This is a genomic window from Burkholderia sp. D-99, from assembly GCF_011605345.1.
Classification (GTDB): domain Bacteria; phylum Pseudomonadota; class Gammaproteobacteria; order Burkholderiales; family Burkholderiaceae; genus Burkholderia.
The window spans coordinates 97,359-117,841 of the sequence record NZ_JAAOXM010000009.1; the positions used below are offsets into that span (position 1 = coordinate 97,359).

Annotated in this window: 21 protein-coding genes; 8 read left to right on the plus strand and 13 right to left on the minus strand. The window is 66.6% G+C overall.

The annotated features are described in order from the left end of the window. Nucleotides 1–152: 152 nt before the first annotated feature. The 6 genes from dksA to dapF form a co-directional block, all read right to left on the minus strand. Nucleotides 153–569, minus strand: coding sequence for an RNA polymerase-binding protein DksA (dksA, locus tag HAV18_RS27420; protein ID WP_006477498.1), 417 nt, complete (start codon nucleotides 567–569; stop codon nucleotides 153–155). Between the two features lie 496 nt (nucleotides 570–1,065). After that, a complete protein-coding gene (locus HAV18_RS27425; protein WP_208102152.1) occupies nucleotides 1,066–2,238 on the minus strand; it encodes a GTP-binding protein in 1,173 nt (390 codons plus the stop codon). Nucleotides 2,239–2,341: 103 nt separating this feature from the next. Then, a complete protein-coding gene (locus HAV18_RS27430; RefSeq protein WP_059236576.1) occupies nucleotides 2,342–3,556 on the minus strand; it encodes a class I SAM-dependent rRNA methyltransferase in 1,215 nt (404 codons plus the stop codon). A gap of 76 nt (nucleotides 3,557–3,632) precedes the next feature. Next, nucleotides 3,633–4,553, minus strand: a complete 921-nt coding sequence (gene xerC, locus HAV18_RS27435; RefSeq protein ID WP_166962452.1) for a tyrosine recombinase XerC — start codon at nucleotides 4,551–4,553, stop codon at nucleotides 3,633–3,635. A gap of 14 nt (nucleotides 4,554–4,567) precedes the next feature. Beyond that, a complete protein-coding gene (locus HAV18_RS27440; RefSeq protein WP_048025614.1) occupies nucleotides 4,568–5,296 on the minus strand; it encodes a DUF484 family protein in 729 nt (242 codons plus the stop codon). Nucleotides 5,297–5,333: 37 nt separating this feature from the next. Beyond that, complete coding sequence (gene dapF, locus HAV18_RS27445; protein WP_166962455.1) at nucleotides 5,334–6,203, minus strand: diaminopimelate epimerase; 870 nt, start codon at nucleotides 6,201–6,203, stop codon at nucleotides 5,334–5,336. Nucleotides 6,204–6,619: 416 nt separating this feature from the next. Between dapF and HAV18_RS27450 the strand changes: the two genes are divergently transcribed. Continuing rightward, entirely contained in the window at nucleotides 6,620–6,898 is a 279-nt protein-coding gene (locus HAV18_RS27450; protein WP_166962457.1) for a type II toxin-antitoxin system RelE/ParE family toxin, read from the plus strand. A gap of 13 nt (nucleotides 6,899–6,911) precedes the next feature. Continuing rightward, the gene (locus HAV18_RS27455; RefSeq protein ID WP_166962459.1) at nucleotides 6,912–7,214 is read left to right on the plus strand and encodes a HigA family addiction module antitoxin; all 303 of its coding nucleotides are present in this window, start codon (nucleotides 6,912–6,914) and stop codon (nucleotides 7,212–7,214) included. Nucleotides 7,215–7,244: 30 nt separating this feature from the next. Here the strand turns inward: HAV18_RS27455 and HAV18_RS27460 are convergent, their stop codons facing one another. Continuing rightward, the gene (locus tag HAV18_RS27460) at nucleotides 7,245–8,129 is read right to left on the minus strand and encodes a lipid A biosynthesis lauroyl acyltransferase (RefSeq protein ID WP_166962462.1); all 885 of its coding nucleotides are present in this window, start codon (nucleotides 8,127–8,129) and stop codon (nucleotides 7,245–7,247) included. Nucleotides 8,130–8,395: 266 nt separating this feature from the next. Between HAV18_RS27460 and metK the strand changes: the two genes are divergently transcribed. Further along, nucleotides 8,396–9,583 carry a methionine adenosyltransferase gene (gene metK, locus HAV18_RS27465; RefSeq protein WP_166962464.1) on the plus strand — a complete coding sequence of 396 codons (1,188 nt, stop codon included), beginning with the start codon at nucleotides 8,396–8,398 and terminating at the stop codon, nucleotides 9,581–9,583. A gap of 122 nt (nucleotides 9,584–9,705) precedes the next feature. Here metK and HAV18_RS27470 read toward each other — a convergent pair whose 3' ends face one another. After that, nucleotides 9,706–10,047, minus strand: coding sequence for a hypothetical protein (locus HAV18_RS27470; protein WP_166962467.1), 342 nt, complete (start codon nucleotides 10,045–10,047; stop codon nucleotides 9,706–9,708). Between the two features lie 352 nt (nucleotides 10,048–10,399). On the opposite strand from HAV18_RS27470, the gene HAV18_RS27475 reads away from it, so the two are divergent. Beyond that, the gene (locus HAV18_RS27475; protein ID WP_166962470.1) at nucleotides 10,400–11,173 is read left to right on the plus strand and encodes a phytanoyl-CoA dioxygenase family protein; all 774 of its coding nucleotides are present in this window, start codon (nucleotides 10,400–10,402) and stop codon (nucleotides 11,171–11,173) included. A gap of 140 nt (nucleotides 11,174–11,313) precedes the next feature. On the opposite strand, the gene HAV18_RS27480 is transcribed toward HAV18_RS27475, so the two are convergent. Further along, on the minus strand, nucleotides 11,314–11,520 hold the full coding sequence (locus HAV18_RS27480) for a DUF3185 family protein (protein ID WP_006482797.1): 207 nt from the start codon (nucleotides 11,518–11,520) through the stop codon (nucleotides 11,314–11,316). Between the two features lie 191 nt (nucleotides 11,521–11,711). Here HAV18_RS27480 and mgrA point away from each other — a divergent pair, with 191 nt between their 5' ends. Continuing rightward, a complete protein-coding gene (mgrA, locus tag HAV18_RS27485; protein WP_166962472.1) occupies nucleotides 11,712–12,755 on the plus strand; it encodes an L-glyceraldehyde 3-phosphate reductase in 1,044 nt (347 codons plus the stop codon). 111 nt (nucleotides 12,756–12,866) lie between these two features. On the opposite strand, the gene HAV18_RS27490 is transcribed toward mgrA, so the two are convergent. Next, the gene (locus tag HAV18_RS27490) at nucleotides 12,867–13,052 is read right to left on the minus strand and encodes a hypothetical protein (protein ID WP_011353526.1); all 186 of its coding nucleotides are present in this window, start codon (nucleotides 13,050–13,052) and stop codon (nucleotides 12,867–12,869) included. Between the two features lie 353 nt (nucleotides 13,053–13,405). Then, nucleotides 13,406–14,287 (minus strand): DMT family transporter, encoded by an 882-nt coding sequence (locus tag HAV18_RS27495; RefSeq protein WP_166962474.1) that lies wholly within the window; start codon nucleotides 14,285–14,287, stop codon nucleotides 13,406–13,408. 794 nt (nucleotides 14,288–15,081) lie between these two features. On the opposite strand from HAV18_RS27495, the gene HAV18_RS27500 reads away from it, so the two are divergent. Together HAV18_RS27500 and HAV18_RS27505 are read left to right on the plus strand one after the other, a co-directional pair. Continuing rightward, nucleotides 15,082–15,294 (plus strand): hypothetical protein, encoded by a 213-nt coding sequence (locus HAV18_RS27500; protein WP_011353523.1) that lies wholly within the window; start codon nucleotides 15,082–15,084, stop codon nucleotides 15,292–15,294. Between the two features lie 58 nt (nucleotides 15,295–15,352). Next, a complete protein-coding gene (locus tag HAV18_RS27505) occupies nucleotides 15,353–16,375 on the plus strand; it encodes a serine/threonine protein kinase (protein WP_208102154.1) in 1,023 nt (340 codons plus the stop codon). Nucleotides 16,376–16,456: 81 nt separating this feature from the next. Here HAV18_RS27505 and HAV18_RS27510 read toward each other — a convergent pair whose 3' ends face one another. After that, entirely contained in the window at nucleotides 16,457–17,899 is a 1,443-nt protein-coding gene (locus HAV18_RS27510) for a coniferyl aldehyde dehydrogenase (RefSeq protein WP_166962479.1), read from the minus strand. 39 nt (nucleotides 17,900–17,938) lie between these two features. After that, nucleotides 17,939–18,403 (minus strand): hypothetical protein, encoded by a 465-nt coding sequence (locus tag HAV18_RS27515; RefSeq protein WP_166962482.1) that lies wholly within the window; start codon nucleotides 18,401–18,403, stop codon nucleotides 17,939–17,941. Between the two features lie 416 nt (nucleotides 18,404–18,819). Here HAV18_RS27515 and HAV18_RS27520 point away from each other — a divergent pair, with 416 nt between their 5' ends. Next, entirely contained in the window at nucleotides 18,820–20,460 is a 1,641-nt protein-coding gene (locus HAV18_RS27520; protein WP_166962485.1) for a GMC family oxidoreductase, read from the plus strand. The last annotated feature ends 23 nt before the right edge of the window (nucleotides 20,461–20,483 follow it).

Here is a 20,483-nt window from a genome sequence, read left to right on the forward strand (position 1 = left end):
GGCGCGCGTCCGTTTCATTTTAGGGCGGGCGCGGGGATATCAAGAGGCGGGAGGCAAATCGGCGAACCGGGAACCGGTGCCGGAAAAACAAAAAGCGCGCGGCAGGCCGCGCGCTTTCGGGAAGCAGCGTGTCTGAGCGGAACGCCGCTCGATCAGTCGCCGAACAGCTTCTGGCGCAACTCGCGGCGCTCCTGCGCTTCGAGCGACAGCGTGGCGGTCGGGCGGGCGAGCAGGCGCGGAATGCCGATCGGCTCGCCGGTTTCCTCGCACCAGCCGTAATCGCCGGAATCGATGCGGGCGAGCGACTGCTGAACCTTCTTGAGGAGCTTGCGTTCGCGATCGCGCGTGCGCAGCTCGAGCGCGTGCTCTTCCTCGATCGTCGCGCGATCGGCGGGATCGGGCACGATCACCGTCTCGCGCAGGTTCTCGGTCGTCTGGCCTGCATTCTTGAGGATGTCCGCCTGCAACTGTTCGAGCCGATTTTTGAAGAAGGCGAGCTGATCCTCATTCATGTAATCCTTGTCGCTCATCTTCAGGATTTCGGCTTCGGTCAAGAGTTTCTTCGTCATCTGCTTGCTTCTTCAATGTGCGGCAAATCAAGAGATATTGCCTGCACTTTGGGATTACCCGCAACCGCGCTTGCAATCATTTGCGATTTGCCGCCGCGGGGCCGAAAGCCTCTGGAAAACCGGTTCTCAAATACCAGGATAGGCCTGGCGCGGAGTTGCGCGCGCTGCGAACCGGTGTGCTGCGCGGCACATCGCATCGGCCGCGGCCGGGAGGCGGATTGGCGATCCGGCGCGGTTGCGATGCCCGGAAAACTGGTTCAGCAAGAACCGGGCCTGTTTGTTGCCGTACTCCAGCGGGCACGTATTGTAACTGAATCGCAAGCGGGCGCCGTATCGGGTCGATCCCCGTCGGCTGCGCCAATATCTAGAAAATATAACGCGCAAATCGCGAAAAAGCGATGACGGCGAAACCCTGCCCGAAAAGGCGGCTCCGCGGCCGCCGCAGCCGCCTGCGAGGCGGCCGCGCGGCGGCGTGTGCGGCGGTTGCCCGCGCGCGTCAGGCGAGGCAGGCGTCGAGGCCGTCGGTGATCAGGTCCTGCGGCAGATCGACGCCGATGAACACCATCTTGTTCGTCTTCTTCTCGACCGGCAGCCACTTCGCGGCGAGGTCGCTGCCCATCATCTGGTGCACGCCCTGGAACACGACCTTGCGGTCGACGCCCTTCATGTACAGCACGCCCTTGTAGCGCAGCATCCGCTCGCCGTAGATCTGCAGGATGCCGCCGAGGAAGTCTTCCAGCTTGTTCGGGTCGAACGGGCGGTCGTTGCGATACACGAACGACTTGATCTTGTCGTCGTGGTGCGCGTGGTGATGGTGGTGGCCGTGGTCGTGATCGTGCGCGCATTGACCGTGATCGTGGTCGCAATGGGCGTGATCATGGCCATGGTCGTGATCGTGGTGGTGGTGCGCGTGATCGTCTTCGGCGAGGAAGTCGGGGTCGATCTCGAGCTTCGCGTTCAGGTTGAAGCCGCGCAGGTCGAAGATTTCCTTGATGTCGGCTTCACCGAAGTTCACGACCTTGATCGCGGCCTTCGGGTTCATGTGCATCAGGCGGTGCTTCAGGCCGGCCACCGTCTGGTCGTCGACCAGATCCGACTTCGTGATGAACAGCCGATCGGCGAAGCCGACCTGGCGCTGCACGACTTCGTGCTCGTCGAGCTGCGCGTTCGCGTGCTTCGCGTCGACCAGCGTGATGACCGCGTCGAGCAGGAAGTCGTCGGCGATTTCGCTGTCGATGAAGAAGGTTTGCGCGACGGGGCCCGGGTTTGCGAGGCCGGTGGTTTCGATCACGATGCGGTCGAAGTCGAGCTTGCCTTCGCGCTTCTTCGCGGCGAGATCGCCGAGCGCGCGTGCCAGATCGCCGCGGATCGTGCAGCAGATGCAGCCGTTGCTCATCTGGATGATCTGCTCGTTCGAATCCTGTACGAGGATTTCGTTATCGATGTTCTCTTCGCCGAACTCGTTCTCGATCACGGCGATCTTCATGCCGTGCTGTTCGTTCAGGATGCGCTTGAGCAGCGTCGTCTTGCCGCTGCCGAGGAAGCCGGTGAGGATGGTGACGGGAGTGGCCATGTCAATCGCCTGTGGTTCGTGAATCGGGGTCAAAACCAGGATGTGCGTCGCGCCCGGGCGTTGCCAGCTGGGGCGCACAACCATCCATTGAAACATACCTGTCAAGCCCCCGCCCGTCGTCCGGACGACAGGGGAGAGCGCGAATCCGCCGGGCGCCAGGCCGCGGCCGGCGGACGGTTACGCGCGTAGATCGGGGCGATCAGACGATTTGCAACAGCAGGCCCTTCAGATATTCGCCTTCCGGGAATGCCGCGAGCAGCGGGTGATCGACGCCCGCGCCGAGGCGCTTCAGGATGCGCGCGTCGACCTTCGCGTCCGCTGCCGCGCCCGCGACGATCTTCTGGAACAGGTCCATGTCGATCGCGCCCGAGCACGAGTACGTGAACAGCAGGCCGCCCGGGCGCAGCAGCTTGAAGCCGCTCAGGTTGATGTCCTTGTACGCGCGCGCCGCGCGATCGACGCTGTCGCGGGTCGGCGCGAACTTCGGCGGATCGAGCACGATCAGGTCGAAACGCTCGCCTTCGTCGACGAGGCGGCGCAGCGTCTTGAATGCGTCGGCGTCGAGCCAGGTCGCGCGTTCGGCGTCGAAGCCGTTGGCGACGACGTTCTGCTGCGCGAGCGCGAGTGCATCGCCCGACGAGTCGATCGACACCACACGCTTCGCGCCGCCCTTGAGCGCCGCGAGCGAGAAGCCGCCGGTGTAGCAGAAGCAGTTCAGCACGTCGCGGTCGGCCGCGTACTGCGCAACCAGCGCGCGGTTGTCGCGCTGGTCGACGTAGAAGCCCGTCTTGTGGCCGTTCGGCACGTCGACGTGATAGCGCACGCCGTTTTCGTTCGAGATCAGCGTCGCGGGCGGCGCATCGCCGGCCAGCACGCCGGTCGTCTGTTCGAGCCCTTCCTTGTCGCGGATCGACACGTCCGAGCGCTCGTAGACGTTCGGGCAGCCGGTCGCGCCGGTGAGCGCCGCGACGATCGCGTCCTTCCACGCTTCGACGCCCGCAGCCATGAACTGGCAGACGAGCTGGCCGCGCGGCGCGGCGCCGGCTTCGGCGGTGTCCGCGACGTAGTAGTCGACGATCAGGCCCGGCAGCCCGTCGGCTTCGCCGAACACGAGCCGCACCGCGCCCGTGCCCGACACCATCGTCGTGCGGTGCGCGACCGCGCGCTGCACGCGGCGCTTGAAAAACGCGTGGTCGATCGGCTCGTTCTCGTCGAAGCTCCACACGCGCACGCGGATCTGCGACTGCGGGCTGTACGCGCCGCGCGCGAGGAAGCGGCCGTCGTGCGCGCGCACGAGCACGGTCGCGCCGGGCGCGGGCTTGCCGTCGACGCGGTCGATCGCATTGGCGTAGACCCACGGATGGCGGCGCAGCAGCGATTTTTCCTTGGACGGCTTGAGGGTGACGGTTTGCATGATGAGATCGAAATGGGCCGCGACGGAAGCCGACCGTGATCGGTCGCCGGGCGCGGCGGGTAACACGGGAAGCGCGTCAGTCGCGCTTCTTCGCGCGCGGATGCGCGCTGTCGTAAATCTTCGCGAGGTGCTGGAAGTCGAGCGACGTATAGACCTGCGTGGCGGACACGCTCGCGTGGCCGAGCAGTTCCTGCACCGCGCGCAGGTCGCCGCTCGACTGCAGCACGTGCGTCGCGAACGAGTGGCGCAGCACGTGCGGATGGACGTTGGCGGGGATGCCCGCGGCAAGCGCCGCGCGCTTCACGCGGTCGCGCACGACGCCCGGCGACATCCGGTTGCCGCGCACCGACACGAACAGCGGATGCGGATCGTGCTTCACGAATTCGCCGCGCACCGCGAGCCATGCGTTCAGCGCATCGATGGCCTTGCGGCCGACCGGCACCTTGCGCTCCTTGTTGCCCTTGCCGCGCACGGTGACTTCGGCTTCGGCGAGATCGAGCCAGCCGGCCGACCGGTAGCCGTCGGCCTGCGTGTACATGACGTCGAGCCCGATCAGCTCGGCGAGGCGCAGCCCCGACGAATAGAACAGCTCGAGGATCGCGTGATCGCGGATGCCTTCGGTCGTGCCGGCGAGCGGTGCGTCCATCAGTGCCGATGCATCGTCGACCGACAGCGCCTTCGGCAAGGTCTTCGGGCGTTTCGGCGCGCGCACCGCGGCGACCGGGTTCGCGGGCATCTCGATGCGCTGCGCGAGCCAGCGGTAGAACGCGCGCCACGCGGACAGCCGGTGCGAGATCGACCGGGCGGACAGCCCGCCCGAATGCGCGCGCGCGACCGCGCCGCGCATGTCGGCAGCCGTCAGCGCTTCGAGCGGCCGGCCGTTCGCGAGCTTCTTCAGTTCGTCGAGTTCGTGCGTGTATCCGCGCAGCGTGTGTTCCGACAGCTGCCTGACGTGCTTCAGGTTCGACAGGTAGGCGGCGACCGGATCGTCTGTCATCGCGTGCGGACGGGTCAGTGCGGCAGCAGGCGCGTGAGCGCCGCGCTCGCGAGCGTCGCGATCTGCGCGAGGAAGTCGGTGGCCATCCCGTCGTGGAAGCGGCGCGGGTCGGGCGAACCCAGCACGAGCAGGCCGAACGCGGGCGCATCGGTGCCGGCGAGCGGCGCGCGCAGCGCGAGCAGCGCGACCGATGCGGCCGAGCCGTCGCCGGCCGGCGGCGCGGCTTCCGCGCCTTCCGCCGCATTCGCGGCCGGTGCGGCGACCGCGGGTGCGAGCCACTGCGCGGCCTCGAAGCCCGTGTTCGCACCGCAGTACGGCGTCGACAGGCCGTTCGTGAACAGGCGTACTTCCTCGCCGACCTGGCGGGCGAAGTCGGCCTGCGAGTAGGTGTCGGCGACGTCCCACACGCGCAGTGCCGTCTGCGGCACGTCGAATACGTCGGCGATGCCGTCGGCGATCGTGCGCGGCAGGGCGTACGGATCGCGTTCCGCGATCACGCGCGCGGTCCAGCGGCTGAACTTCGCAGACAGGCTGTCGTTCTCGTGGCCGTAGCGCACGAGTTCGGCGAGCCGGCGCTCGAGATGCTTGTTCTTGTCGCGCAGCATTTCCATCTGCCGCTCCTGCAGCGAGATCGCGGCCTTGCCGTGCGGGTTCGCGAGACGGATCGTCGCGAGCAGTTCGGCGTGCTGCGCGAAGAATTCGGGATTGGCGAGCAGGTAGTCGGCGACTTCGCGATCGTTCATGTGGCTGGAGCGTTCAGTTATCAAGGACGTTGCAGGGTCAGGCGTGCAGCTCGATCTCGCCTTCGAACACGGTCGCGGCGGGCCCGGCCATCATCAGTGCGGCCGCTTCGTCGCGCGCGCCGTCCCAGCTGATCGTCAGCGTGCCGCCGTGCGTGTGCACGGTCACGGGCGAATCGAGCAGGCCGCGCCGGATGCCGGCCGCGACCGCCGCGCACGCGCCGGTGCCGCACGCGAGCGTTTCGCCCGCCGCGCGTTCGTACACGCGCAGCTGCACTTCGCTGCGCGACACGATCTGCATGAAGCCGGCGTTCACGCGCTCCGGGAAGCGTGCGTGGTGCTCGATCAGCGGGCCTTCTTCGAGCACCGGATACGCTTCGGCGTCGTCGACGATCTGCACCGCGTGCGGGTTGCCCATCGACACCGTCGAGATCCAGCGCGTCGCACCGCCGACGTCGAGCGGCCACAGCGTGTCGCGGCCCTGGGCGCGGCCGTCGAGGCCCGCTGCATCGAACGGCACCAGCGCCGGCGCGAACACGGGCGCACCCATGTCGACGACGACTTCGCCGTTGTCCTGCATCGTCAGCGTGATCAGGCCCTTCATCACCTGCACGCGCACGCTGCGCTTGTCGGTCAGGCCGCGGTCGCTGACGAACTTCACGAAGCAGCGCGCGCCGTTGCCGCAGTGTTCGACCTCGCCGCCGTCGCAATTGAAGATCCGGTACTTGAAATCGGCGCCGTCGACGGTCGGTTTTTCGACGAGCAGCAGCTGATCGGCGCCGATGCCGAAGTGGCGGTTGGCGAGCGCACGCACCTGCGCTTCGGTGAGCGGCGGCAACGCGCGCGAATAGCCGTCGAGCACGACGAAGTCGTTGCCCGCGCCGTGCATCTTGGTGAACGAGAGTTTCACTGGGTCCGGATTTCCATGACGAACAAGGCGGTCGGCACGGTGCGAACGGTCGGTCGCCATGCAGGGAGGCGTCGTTCGTCGTGCTGATCTCAACCGCAAATGATACATGCAGCCGACAGGGGCGTCCTGCGCGGAGGCGGGGCTTCGCGTCGTCCCGGCGGGCCGGGCGGGCGGCATCTGTCGATTGGTCGACTGTTCGATGAGGTGGCGAGCAGACAAATTGCCATGGTGTCGCGGGCGCAGTCGCAGCGGAGGCGGGGCGGGCGATGCGTACCCGATGCGCGGCGAACGTACGGGACGACCCGCACGCGCGTTTTCGTACCGGTCAAATTGACAGGGAAATCAAGTGATTCGTATAGTCTGGCTATACACATTCGGGCCATGCTTTCGATATCGCGCTCGAGTGTGGGAGGTCCATGATCAAGTCATGGGTACACAAGGGGCTGGAAGCGTTTTTCGTCACCGGGAACAAGGCGGGCATTCGTCCCGATCACGCGCCCAGGCTGCGGCGCATGCTGGCGCGTCTCGATGTCGCTGGCACGCCGCACGACATGAATGTGCCCGGCTGGCGCTTTCACGGCCTCGTCGGCGGGCTGGACGGATATTACGCAGTCGGCGTCAACGGCAACTGGCGGCTGACATTCCGATTCGAGGGCCCCGATGTCGCTCTGGTCGATTACCAGGACTACCACTGAGGTGATTCAAGCCATGACCCGCATCTTCAATCCGCCCCATCCGGGCGAAACGCTGCGTGACGACGTGCTGCCGGCGCTTGGCCTGACCGTCACCGAAGCCGCGTCGCAGCTGGGCGTGACGCGTGCCGCATTGTCGCGGATCCTGCATGGCCACGCCGGCATCTCGCCGGAAATGGCGCTGCGCCTCGAAGCGTGGCTCGGCGAGGAAAATGGGGGGAGGGCCGATCTGTGGCTCGCGCAGCAGTCGGCCCACGATCTGTGGCGGGCGCGCGCGAAGGGCGCGCCGAAGGTGGCACGAGCGCAGGCGCGCGTATGACTGCACGCCTGCGAACGTCTTCCGGCAGGGTCAGTACAGGCTCGGCTCGCCGGGCGGGCGCGTCTTGAAGCGCTTGTGGACCCAGTAGTACTGCTCGGGCATCAGCGGGATCTGTTCCTCGAGGAATTCGTTCATCCGCCGCGCGTCGAGATCGTCGTCGCCGGTCGGGTAGTTGGCCCACGGCTTGAAGACCTTCAGCCGGTAGCCCTTGTAGTTCGGCAGCACTTCGCCGATAAAGGGCAGAACCTGCGCGTGGCCGGTCTTGGCGAACCGGCCCACGGCCGTCAGCGTGCAGGCGGGTATGCCGAAGAAGGGCACGAACGTCGAGTTGCGCAGCCCATAGTCCATGTCGGCGCCGAGCATCACCGGCTTGCGGTCGCGCAGCCAGCGCAGCACGGTACGCGCGCTGTCGGCCCGGCTTGCGAGTTCCGCACCGAAGCGGCTGCGGCCTGCTTTGGCCGCAGCTTCTATTTCCGGGCTCTTCATCGGCGTATAGAGCGAGCCGCACGTCCGGCCGAGTGCGAGATTGATCGCCATCGAGCCGGCCTCGATGCCGACGAAATGGAACCCGAGCAAGAGGGTCGGCGGCATGTCCGGATCGGTGAGGTCGACCTCGCTCTCTACCGTGAACAGCTTGCGATAGGTCGCTTCCGACGCGAACCACTGGTAGCTGCGCTCGACGTAGCTGCGGATCGCATGGCGGAAATGCTGGCCAGCCACTTCCTCGCGCCGCGCGTCGCTCCAGTCCGGGAAGCAGAGTTTCAGATTGGTGTGTACGATGCGCTTTCGCCGGCTGGGGATCTTGTAGAGCAGCCAGCCGAGACCATCGCCGAACCGTGCGGTCAGGCCGTACGGCAACAGGGCGAGCAGTTTCAGCAAGCCAATGGCGAGGTGCGTGCCTAGACGACCTAGCATGCGAAACCTCCGTGGGACCGGCTGGCCGGCGCGTTGCGAACAGGGTGGTAAGACAGCGGAAGATGCAGCACGGGCGGCGCTCTGTGACAATTCAGGAAAGCCGCTATAATACGGGCTTCGCCGAGTTAACTGACAACTTGCGGGGCGAAGCCGGTTGGCGTCATACGCGCTGCCCGGTCCTGGTAATCCGCTAAAGCGTCGCCGCTTCAGGCCCAAACGAAGCTGGCTACGTGAAACCAACCGTAACCACACAGGAGCCTGAAAAAGTGGCAAACGATTATCTCTTCACGTCCGAATCCGTCTCCGAAGGCCATCCGGACAAAGTCGCGGACCAAATCTCGGACGCGATCCTCGACGCCATCCTCGAGCAGGACAAATATTCGCGCGTTGCGGCGGAAACGCTGTGCAACACGGGTCTCGTCGTCCTGGCCGGTGAAATCACCACGACGGCCAACATCGACTACATCCAGATCGCGCGCGACACGATCAAGCGCATCGGCTACGACAACACCGAATACGGCATCGACTACAAGGGTTGCGCGGTGCTCGTCGCGTACGACAAGCAGTCGCCGGACATCGCCCAGGGCGTCGATCGTGCACACGACGACAACCTCGATCAAGGTGCGGGCGACCAGGGTCTGATGTTCGGTTACGCGTGCGATGAAACGCCGGAACTGATGCCGCTGCCGATCTATCTGTCGCACCGTCTCGTCGAGCGCCAGGCCAGCCTGCGCCGCGACGGCCGCCTGCAATGGCTGCGCCCGGACGCGAAGTCGCAGGTGACGGTCCGCTACGTCGACGGCAAGCCGCATTCGATCGACACCGTCGTGCTGTCGACGCAGCACGCACCGGACATCGAACTGCCCGCGCTGCGCGAAGCCGTGATCGAGGAAATCATCAAGCCGACGCTGCCGGCCGACCTGATCAAGGGCGACATCAAGTTCCTCGTGAACCCGACCGGCCGGTTCGTGATCGGCGGCCCGCAGGGCGATTGCGGCCTGACCGGCCGCAAGATCATCGTCGACACGTACGGCGGTGCCGCACCGCACGGCGGCGGCGCATTCTCGGGCAAGGATCCGTCGAAGGTCGACCGTTCGGCTGCGTATGCAGGCCGCTACGTCGCGAAGAACATCGTCGCCGCCGGCCTCGCGTCGCGCGCGCTGATCCAGGTGTCGTACGCAATCGGCGTCGCCGAGCCGACCTCGGTGATGGTCAACACGTTCGGCACGGGCCGCGTGTCGGATGCGGTGATCACGAAGCTCGTGCGCGAGCATTTCGACCTGCGCCCGAAGGGCATCATCAAGATGCTCGACCTGCTGCGCCCGATCTACGAGAAGACGGCTGCTTACGGCCACTTCGGCCGCGAAGAGCCGGAATTCTCGTGGGAAGCGACCGACAAGGCGCTCGCACTGGCCGAAGCGGCTGGCGTCGAGCCGACGGCACGCGTCGCGTAAGCGTCGTTCGCCTGAAATGAAAAACCCCGGCTAGCCGGGGTTTTTTTATGGGTTCCGATCACCGGGGCAATCGGACAACGGCGCGACGGCGATCGTCGCGCGCGGTGCCCGCCGGCGTGCGCTCAGCGTGCGCCGAACCCGAACCAGCCGTCGCTGGCTGCGAGGCGGCGCGGGCGGTTGACGCGGCGCTGGGGCCCGAGCGTGCGGCGCAGCGCGAGCGCGCGCAGCGATGACGGTTTCTGCAGCAGCGAGCGCAGGCCGGCACGGCGCGAGAACGCCTGCGCGCTCATCATCGAGAAAAATGCGTGGAACCACGCACGGATACCGTCCAGCCGGCTGTGTGCGGGCGTACGCTCGGCCAGCGCCTGCGTGCGTGCGCGGTGATGGCGCAGCGGGCGGGCAGGAGCGGGCGGCACAACGCGCTTTGCAGCGCGGCTGAGACGGGAAGTCAGACGGAATGGCATGTGAACGATGCTTCGCTTGTATGGGTGGCGCCCTTGAGAGCGCACTGGTATGAACGGCCTCGGATGGCGCAACGGATCCTACCGAAACTCGTTGCGCGCCGCGCCCGCCAGAATTGACAGGCCGCGACAGGCTACAGGGGATTCATGACGGGCAAAAGTCGCGATAAACCCTTGTGCCAAAAGGCGTGTGCCGCATACCGCCTGTCGGTGAGGCCAGCGCCGCGCCGCACAGTTCCCTTGAGCCTGATCAAATCCGCGATTGGCATGCCCCTGCGCACGACAATGGTGCTGTTCGCGGCATCCGACGCCGATTTACAATCGTCACATTCACACAATAAACGTCTGGCATCCCATGTCGTCTCCATTGCAGTCGGAATCGATCCGCGAGCAAGTCGCGGAATTGCGTGAGCGCGGCTTCGTCGTCGCGCGTGGCCTCGTCGGCGGCGAGCAGTGCGCGGCGCTCAGGCAGATCGCGGAGCGCCAGTTGCGGGAGGCGGCCGAGCCGATCGAGTTCGAGGCGGATCTGCGCTACCCGGGCGCGCCCGAGTCCAAGCATGCGCCGGGCGGGCATACGGTGCGGCGGCTGCTCGATGCGTACTCGCGCGATCCGGCGTTCGCCGAGCGCGCGATCGCACCCGAAATCGGTGCGTGGATGCGCGAGTATTTCGGCGAAGAACCCGTGCTGTCGCGCGCGCATCACAACTGCATGATGACGAAGCATCCCGCGTACGGCAGCCTGACCGGCTGGCATCGCGATTTCCGCTACTGGTCGTTCGAGCGCCCGGACATGGTGTCGGTGTGGCTCGCGCTCGGGCCGGAAACGAACGAGAACGGCGCACTGTGGCTCGTGCCGGGGTCGCATACGGCAGAATTCGGGCCTGAAGCGTTCGACGATGCGAAGTTCTTCCGCAGCGACCTGCCGGCGAACAGGAAGATGATCGATGCGGCCACGTGCCCGTCGCTGCAGACGGGCGACGTCGTGTTCTTCCACAGCAACACGCTGCATTCGGCCGGGCAGAATCGTTCGGACCAGGTGAAGTTCTCGCTCGTGTACACGTATCACGGCGCGAGCAACCGGCCGCTGCCCGGCACCCGCTCGGCGGCAAAATCGGAAGTGCAGTTCTAGGTTCGGATCGAATGGGCGGTGATACCGCCGCGGTCACGCGATGCGGTGCATCGCGGGCGTTTGAAGCAACGGGCGGCCTGGCCGCCCGTTTCGTTTGGCGCGTGCCGATCGGGCCGTACGTGCAGCGCGCGGCTGCGCGATCAGCGCTTGCCGCCCGGCATCGCGAGGCCGATCAGGCCGACGAACGATGCGACGGCACCGCCCGCGATCAGCAGGATCGTCTTCGTCGCGGGCGAACCGGTGAAGAAGCGCGACACGTTGTCGTTGATCGAATGGAACGACTGGCCGCCGAAATACAGCAGCACGACGCCGCCGACGAGCAGCGCAACCGAGATGACCCGGGACATACCTACCTCGCTGAAACGGTGATTCGAGACGCCGCAGTGTAGGGGACGACCGCGCCCGCGTCCATCGCCTTGCCCGCCGTGCGCGCGCCGGCCGCTTTCGTTACCATAGTCGTCGTATGACTCCTTCGCCGTCGCCGCGCCGTGTGCGCGGCAGGCGCGTCCCTTCCCCGATGTCCTGACGGAACAGACTCATGGCCTACGAAGCAGCTTCCGAACGTTATGCCGACATGCAATACCGCACCTGCGGCCGATCCGGGCTCAAACTGCCCGCACTGTCGCTCGGCCTGTGGCACAACTTCGGCGACTCGACGCCGATCTCGACGCAGCGCGACATCCTGCGCACCGCGTTCGACCTCGGCATCAACCACTTCGATCTCGCGAACAACTACGGGCCGCCGTACGGCAGCGCCGAAACCAACTTCGGCCGGCTGCTGAAGGAGGATTTCCGGCCGTACCGCGACGAGTTGCTGATCTCGACGAAGGCCGGCTGGGACATGTGGCCGGGGCCGTACGGCAGCGGCGGCGGATCGCGCAAGTACGTGCTCGCGAGCCTCGACCAGAGCCTGCAGCGGATGGGGCTCGACTACGTCGACATCTTCTATTCGCACCGCTTCGACGCGCACACGCCGCTCGAGGAAACGGCGGGCGCGCTCGCGTCGGCCGTGCAGCAGGGCAAGGCGCTCTATATCGGCATTTCGTCGTATTCGGCAGCGAAGACGCGCGAGATGGCCGAGCTGCTCGCGCAGTACAAGGTGCCGCTGCTGATCCACCAGCCGTCGTACAACCTGCTGAATCGCTGGGTCGAAACCGAACTGCTCGGTACGCTCGACGAGATCGGCACCGGCAGCATTGCGTTCACGCCGCTCGCGCAGGGGCTGCTCACGTCGAAGTACCTGAACGGCGTGCCGGCCGACGCGCGTGTGAACAAGCCGGGCGGCGGCTCGCTGAAGCAGGATCACCTGAGTGCGGACAACCTCGACCATGTGCGCAAGCTCAACGCGATCGCCGAACGGCGCGGGCAGAGCCTCGCGCAGATGGCGCTCGCATGGGTGCTGCGCAACGGCCGCGTGACGTCCGCGCTGATCGGCGCGAGCCGTGCGGAGCAGGTACGCGAAAACGTCGGCGCGTTGAAGAACCTCGAATTCTCGGCGGAGGAACTCGCGGAGATCGATCGTTACGCGACCGAAGGTGGCATCAATCTGTGGGAAAAGCCGTCCACCGATCAGGCGATCTGACCGGAAGTCGATACGGCATGCGAAACAACATCGCGTGCCGTATCACGGGCTAGCGGGCAACACATCGCATCGCTGCGGTGCAGCGATGCGCGTGATACGCAGACAGTCGCGCTAGATCAGCGCAGGCAGCCCTTCAACGAGCAACACCGCGACGCCGACGCCGAGGATGACGCCGAGCACGCGCAGCAGGTTGTGACGGAATTCGGTTGCGCACGGTACCGCGCCGAGAAATAGCGCTCCGGCCAGCGCCATCGGAATCAACAGGATGAAGTCGCCGATCGTGAAATAGGTCGTCATGCGTGTCTCCAGTGTCGGCCGGAGTTAGCGCTTCAGCGCTTACTTCGGCCCCATCCCTGTGGGATCTCGGCCCGAGTTGGCGCTCTAGTGCCTACTCCGGCCCCATGCCGGGTGTTTCTAGTGTGGGTCCGACCCATTTGCGAGCGGGGCGGTCAATTCGAGTATAGGCAACCGGCAGCGCTTTTCGCTATCCGAACCATTAAAAATCAGCGGAAAGCCCGGCGAATCACGCATTTTTCCCGCAAGTTAGACGAACGCCTTGCACGCATCTTTCCTGTTCCTTTCGATTTTCGCGGAATGGTCGTATGTGTCGATGCGGGCCGCCGCACCCGCAGGCGCGGCGGCCCGTCCACTTACGCGCGCTCGGGTTGCACGCGGGCGGCCGGCGCGCGGAACACGAGCGCGAGCCCCGCGATGATCGCGCCCATGCCGGCGAGCGCGAGCGGCTCGGGCCGGTTGCCGAGCCACACGGCGTCCATCAGCGTGGTGACGACGGGCACGAGATAGAACAGGCTCGTCACGTTGACGAGATCGCCGCGCTGCATCAACCGATAGAACAGCAGTTGCGCGATCACCGAAATCACGATGCCGAGCCACAGCAGCGGGATCACGAATGTCCAGCTCATGTCGAACGACACCGGCCGGAACGGCACGATCGCCACACACAGCGCGAGGCCGATCGCATTCTGCAGCGGCAGCACGTCGGCGGGCGCCGCACGTACGCGCTTTTGCAGCAACGAGCCTGCGGTCAGCGCGACGAGTGCGGTGAGCGCGCACGCGATGCCCGCGAGCGACAGGCCGCCGTCGCCCGCGCCACGGCACACGACGAGCGCGAGGCCGGCCAGTGACAGCGCGAGCCCCGCGATGCGCACGGGTTGCCAGCGCCGCTCGACGATCGCGAGCGTGAGGATCGGCTGCACGCCGAGGATCGTGGCGAGCACGCCCGGCGCGATCCCGCGTTCGAGCGCGAGCAGGTAGAAGATCGAATAGCCACCCATCATCAGCAAGCCGGTCAGCGCGGCCATGCGCCGCTCGCCGCGCGGCGGCAGCCAGCGTTTGCGCACGAAGGCCAGCCCGAGCAGCACGAGCGATGCAAGGGCGAAACGTGCGGTGAGAAAGACGAACGCGGATGCGTGACGCAGACCGAGTTCAGCGAAGATCGCGCCGCTGCTCCACAGCAGTACGAAGAGCGACGTCGCTCCATGCGCGGTGAGCGCGCGTTTGAACGAAACCATGTGAATCCACCTGTCGAACGGATCGGAACGTTCCATCCGCGCGCGCAGCAGCGAGCCGTGCGTCACGACGCACGAATGCAAGCCTGCGGGCGAATGAAAGACGAAACGGAAGCCGGCTGGTCAGCCGGCGCGTGCCGCCGGAGGGGGCGGCGCGGCGCCGACGAGCGGCGGTGCGACAGGAGGAGGAAGAACCGACGGATGCGCGCACGCCTGCGGCCGCGAGTCGAACTGCGGCCGGGATTTTGCGAGGGCGGACGTGAACGGATGCATCGTGTCGGAATGCGCTTGAACGCGAATGAGCATCAAAGGTACCGCAAGGCCGGCATCGGACGCAACCACTGTCGGTGGCGTCGCATGACGAAGGGCGGCGTGCGGTGAGGCGGACGGTGCGTGCGCGCACGTCGTTGTGCGGGCCGCGTTCAAGGCAGGGGGAAGGCGATGACGGGGTAGTGTGGTTCGGCCACTGCAGTCGCGCGAATTTTCCTGGCGACCCGGCACCGAGCCTACGATGCGCGCGTCACGTGCGCGCCGCGGTGCCAAGGCGGATTCGGCGGACGGTCACATTCGACAGGGTATGATGGGGGTAACCGGGCCGGCAAGCGCTCGTCCGGTGCAGTGGTTGATTGGAGACATTCGACGAATTCGCGGCACTTCGCCTGCTTCTTCTTCTTTTCGCGCTTCGATAAACCGTGAACAATGGGATTACGCGCAACGCTCCGACGAGAGCGCGCGGATCGTGCATTTGCCGGCTCGCCAGCGAGCCGGGTTTCAAGATTCAAGAGTGGGGAACCATCATGCATGTCGGGTCGATTGTCTGCACTACCCATATCGCGGTGCCGAAGGGCGCGCGCGGCATCGTCCAGCGCGTCCTGGGCGACATGGCTATGGTGACCTGGTACGCGGGCGTACCGGGCGAGTCGAAGGAACTCAACACCGAGCCGTTCTTTCTCGAGGACCTGATCGACACCGGCGAATCCGTGCTGCCGGCCGGCGCGGCGCTCCACTAAGCGCACACGTCGCACCGGGCGCTCGTCTTTCAGCCCGGCTGGCGGCACAATGCGGGGCATGACAGACGCTACTTCCGCTCCCGCTTCTCCCGCCAGCCCGCCGTTCGCCGGACTCACGCCCGAGTGCGTGCTCGACGCGCTCGACAGCGTGCTGATGCCGGCCGGCCTGCGCACCGACGGGCGCCTGCTCGCGCTCAACAGCTACGAAAACCGCGTGTATCAGGTGGGCATCGAAGACGGCCCGCCGGTCGTCGCGAAGTTCTACCGTCCGGCACGCTGGTCGGACGAAGCGATTCTCGAAGAGCATGCGTTCGTCGCCGAGCTCGCCGCACGCGAGATTCCGGCGGTGCCTGCGCGCGTATTCGACGGCCTCACGCTGCACGCGTTCGACGGCTTCCGCTTCTCGATCTTCGAGCGGCGCGGCGGCCGGGCGCCCGATCTCGATCGCAGCGACACGCTCGAATGGCTCGGCCGCTTCATCGGCCGGATCCATGCGGTAGGCGCGACCGAGCCGTATGTCGCGCGTCCCGTGCTCGACATCAAAACGTTCGGCTATGAGCCGCGCGACTACCTGCTCGCGCACGATTTCATTCCGGATGAAGTACGACCGGCCTACGAGACGGTCGTCAGGCTCGCCCTCGAAGGCGTCGAGGCCGCGTTCGAGCGCGCGGGCGAGATCCGCCTGCTGCGCACGCACGGCGACTGTCATCCGAGCAACGTGCTGTGGACCGATGCCGGCCCGCACTTCGTCGACTTCGACGACAGCCGGATGGCGCCGGCGGTCCAGGATCTGTGGCTGCTGCTGCCGGGCGATCGCGAAGGCGCGTCGCGCGCGCTGGCGGACCTGCTGGCCGGCTACGAGGATTTCTGCGAATTCGAGCCGCGCGAGTTGCATCTCGTCGAAGCGCTGCGCACGCTGCGGCTGATTCACTACGCGGCATGGCTCGCGCGACGCTGGGACGATCCCGCCTTTCCCGCCGCGTTCCCGTGGTTTAACACGCATCGTTACTGGGAAGCGCGCGTGCTCGAGTTGCGCGAGCAGATCGGCGCGATGCAGGAAGGGCCGCTGTGGCCCGTGTGACGGCACGCGCGGCACCTGCGCCGCGCGGCATGCCGAAGCGGGCCGCGGCGCGATGCGCGCGGCCCGTTCGATCCTTTCCGTTCAGAACTTCAGCATCAGCTTGATCAGCGCGGCGAAGCGCTTGCCGTACGGCGGCGCGAGCAGGTTGCGTGCGTTCAGGCGCGCCTGCGTGAGCACCGGTTTCATCTTCGAGAACGTGACGAAACCGTCGTAGCCGTGATACGCGCCCATGCCGCTCGCACCCACCCCGCCGAACGGCAGGCTGCCGCATGCGATGTGCATCAGCGTTTCGTTGATCGACACGCCGCCCGAGATCGTTTCGCGCATCACGCGGTCGATCGTGCCGCCGTCCTCGTCGAACAGGTAGAGCGCGAGCGGACGCGGGCGCGCATTCACGTATGCGATCGCTTCGTCGAGCCGCTCGTACGGCACGAGCGGCAGCAGCGGCCCGAAGATTTCCTCCTGCATCAGTTGCGACGCGGCCGGCACCTGCGTGACCGCGCATGGCACGAAGCGGCGCGATGCGGGATCGGATTGCGCGTCGGATAGCGGATGCAGTTGCGCGCCGCCCGCCTGCGCGTCGCTTGCGAGCTGCTGCAGCCGAGCGTAGTGCCGCGGCGACACGATCGTCGTGTAGTCGCCGTTCGCCGACAGGTCGGGGTACATCTTCGCGAACCGTGCCCGCGCGCGCTCGATGAACGCGGCTTCCATCCCGCGTGGCAGCAGCACGTAGTCGGGCGCGATGCAGGTCTGGCCCGCATTCAGCGTCTTGCCCGCGACGATCGCGTCGACGGCCGCATCGAAGCGCGCGTTCGGCCCGACGATCGCCGGCGACTTGCCGCCGAGTTCGAGCGTGACGGGCGTGAGGTTGTCGGCGGCCGCGCGCATCACGTGGCGGCCGACGTGCGTCGAGCCGGTGAACAGCAGATGATCGAACGGCAAGCCGCTGAACGCGGCGCCCACTTCCGCATCGCCGTTCACGACCGCGACGTGGTCGCGCGTGAAGGTCTTCGCAATGAGCTGCTCGAACAGCGCCGACGTGCGCGGCGTCAGTTCGGACATCTTGATGATCGCGCGGTTGCCGGCCGCGAGCGCGCAGATCAGCGGGCCGGCCGCGAGCAGCACCGGGTAGTTCCACGGCACGACGATGCCGACCACGCCGAGCGGTTGCGGAATCACCTTCGCGCGCGCCGGGCGCAGCCACTTGTTCATCGGCTTGCGGATCGGCTTCATCCAGCGCTTGCCGTGCTTGAGCGCGTCGTCGATCTCTTCCTTCGCCATCCAGATTTCCGACAGCAGCACTTCCTGCTTCGCGCGATGGCCGAAATCGGCGCTGATCGCTTCGGCGAGTGCGTCCGCATGGTCGATCAGCATCGTGCGCAGCGCGCGCAAGTGCTGCACGCGCGTTTCCCATGCCGGGTACGGCGCGCGCAGGTAGGCCGCGCGCTGGTCGCGTAGCAGCGACGTCAGTGCATCGACCGACGGCAGTGCTTGCGGGGCCAGTTCGGGCAGGTCGTTCTTCATGTCGTCTCCTCCAGTTGGGCCAGGCTGGTCGGCCGGCCGTCACGCCGCACGCGCACGCTCGGCGAGCGCGGCGACGCGGATCGGGGTGGTGCGTGTCGCGCGGCGCGGGGCCGGATGCGACTTGTGCTCGAAAACCGGTTGAAGCGTGCAGCGGGCGTCGCATCCACGCGACGGTGTGCGCATCCGGAAACCGTGTTGCGGCGCATGGACATGCAGCGCGATGCGACTGTGGCCGGGCGCGCGACGGTGCGGCGCGACTACCCGTCGTTGCACCGAAGCGGGGTAGTGCGACAGGTCCGTCAAATCATGCCGCAGCGCATCGTGCTGCTGCGGCGACAAACCGTCCAAACGGTCGGCGACGACACGTGCCGTTCGATTTCGATCGACTGTGCGCATGACGCGGGGCATCTCCGCGCGAGCAGCCGTTTGAAATGAAATGCGGACTGCGCGCATCGCATCCGGGCAACCCGGTCGGCACGCAGCCTGCAGAACCTGGCGCTGCATCGTCGTTTCTCCCGTTTCGCGACGGATCGGCTTCTCGTGGCCGGCGCGTCGCGCAAAGCGAATCGATACATCTTAAATTTAGTTCACGCGGGCGTTTAGAGGAATCGCTCTTGAATCCGCGCGCCGCGCGCGCGACGGCCATTCCTACAATGCCCGAACGCTAGGGTCTGTTTGCATATGGAACGCACATGCGAATGCCCGAAATCGCTCGTAGGGCAAGAAGTGAGGAGCGCCGTTTGGCCGAGCCAAACAAGCGACGAGCGACGCCGCCATACGGGCGATTTCGGGCATTCCCGTGACATGAACTCTTCAATTCGGGGCAACGCATGTGCGTTCCATATGCAAACAGACCCTATAGAGGGGACGCGGTCGCGCGGCGGTGCCGGGCGCCTTCCATGACACGACGGAGACGTGACATGCAATACGACTACATCATCGTCGGCGGCGGTTCGGGCGGGTCGAGCCTGGCAGGCCGTCTCGCCGATGCCTGCCCCGATGCGACGATCGCGCTGATCGAGGCCGGCTCGCATACGGAGCGCAACCTGCTCGTCAACATGCCGGTCGGCATCGCGGCGCTGGTACCGTTCAAGCTCGGCACGAACTACGGCTACGAGACGGTGCCGCAGCCGGGCCTCGGCGGGCGGCGCGGTTACCAGCCGCGCGGGCGCGGGATGGGCGGCTCGAGCGCGATCAACGCGATGATCTACACGCGCGGCCACCCCGGCGACTACGACGAATGGGCGCAGCTCGGCGCGACCGGCTGGGGCTGGCAGGACGTGCTGCCGTATTTCCGCCGCGCGGAAGGCAACGAACGCGGCGCCGATGCGTGGCACGGCGCGGACGGCCCGCTGTCGGTGTCGGATCTGCGCTTTCGCAATCCGTTCTCCGAACGATTCATCCAGGCCGCGCATGCGGCCGGCTATCCGCTGAACGACGATTTCAACGGCGCGACGCAGGAAGGCGTCGGCTTCTATCAGGTCACGCATCGCGACGGTTCGCGCTGCAGCGTCGCGCGCGCGTATATCTACGGCCGCGACCGGCCGAACCTGCACGTGATCACCGATGCGACGGTGCTGCGGGTCACGTTCGACGGCAAGCGTGCGGCCGGTGTCGCGGTCGCGCGCAACGGGCGCGTCGAGACGCTCGAAGCGCGCGCGGAAGTGATCCTGTCGGCCGGCGCGTTCAATTCGCCGCAACTGCTGATGTGCTCGGGGATCGGCCCGGCCGAGCAACTGCGCCGGCACGGGATCGCCGTCGTGCAGGATGCGCCGGACGTCGGCACGAACCTGATCGACCATATCGACTTCATCATCAACACGCGCGTGAATTCATCGGAGCTGGTCGGTGTGTGCTTGCGCGGGATCGCGAAGATGACGCCCGCGCTCGCGCGCTATTTCTCGAGCCGCACCGGGATGATGACGAGCAACGTCGCGGAGGCCGGCGGTTTCATCAAGAGCGATCCGTCGCTCGAGCGTCCCGACCTGCAGCTGCATTTCTGCACGGCGCTCGTGGACGACCACAATCGCAAGATGCACTGGGGCTTCGGCTATTCGCTGCACGTGTGCGCGCTGCGGCCGTTCAGCCGCGGCACGGTGGCGCTCGCGAGCGGCGATGCGCGCGACGCACCGCTGATCGATCCGCGCTTCTTCAGCGATGCGCGCGATCTCGACCTGCTCGTGCGCGGCACGCAGGCGATGCGCAGGATTCTGTCGCAGGCGCCGCTCGCGTCGCAGGGCGGGCGCGAGCTGTATACGCGGGCGGACCAGGGCGAAGCGGAGCTGCGCAAGACGATCGTCGAGCATGCCGACACGATCTATCACCCGGTCGGCACCTGCCGGATGGGTTCGGACGCGCGCGCGGTCGTCGATCCGCAACTGCGCGTGCGCGGCGTCGAAGGGTTGCGCGTGGTGGATGCGTCGGTGATGCCGACGCTGGTCGGCGGGAACACGAATGCGCCGTCGGTGATGATCGGCGAACGCGCGGCGGACTTCATCGTCGCGGCGCGCAAGGGCGGGGTGCCGCGCGGTGAGGCGGCTGCCGCGGTGCACGGCCGCTGAACGCGGCGCGCGCACTCGGGCAG